1 protein-coding gene is annotated in these 636 nt (G+C 34.0%); it reads left to right on the forward strand.

Annotated elements, in window-relative coordinates; genetic code table 11:
* The coding region (locus ACFSAH_RS14075; protein ID WP_379663378.1) for a transposase at positions 1 to 629 on the forward strand (629 nt) is incomplete at its 5' end.
* Between the last annotated feature and the right edge of the window lie 7 nt (positions 630 to 636).

Here is a 636-nt window from a genome sequence, read left to right on the forward strand (position 1 = left end):
CCACTTCTGTTGCTGTAAAGCGATTAAAAATATTGTTAACAGAACGAAACTCAAGGGTAAAAATGAAAAAGCAATTGGTCAAACAACAGCATGATTATAAACTGATGAAAACAATCTCTTTGGATAAGGAATTACTTAAACTAAACAAGAAAATGATTGAAGTCATTGATGGTCAAATTAGTAAAATTGAATCCGATATTGAAAAAATCATTCAGTTTGATGACCAAATGAAGGCTCAATCTGAGTTAATCCGATCGGTTCCAGGTGTAGGAAAAGTTGTTTCTTGGATGATGATTGCTAAAACTGAAGGTTTTACCGCTATCAATAATCCAAGGAAAATGGCTTGTTATTGCGGTGTTGTACCTTTTGATTTTAAGTCCGGAACCTCGCTCAGGTACAAACCTAAGGTGTCAGTTTTTGCGGATAAAAGCATGAAGAGTGTGTTGCATTTAGCGGCTATGAGCGCCATTAGGCTCAATAACGATTTAAGGGTTTACTATAAAAGAAAAGTAGATGAAGGCAAAAATAAAATGAGCGTCTTAAATGCAGTTAGAAACAAAATCATTCACCGAATATTTGCCCTAATAAAAAACCAAACCATGTATAAAAATGGTTTGGTTTTATCATAGAAATCAA

It is taken from the genome of Pseudopedobacter beijingensis (assembly GCF_042678145.1).
Lineage (GTDB): Bacteria > Bacteroidota > Bacteroidia > Sphingobacteriales > Sphingobacteriaceae > Pseudopedobacter > Pseudopedobacter beijingensis.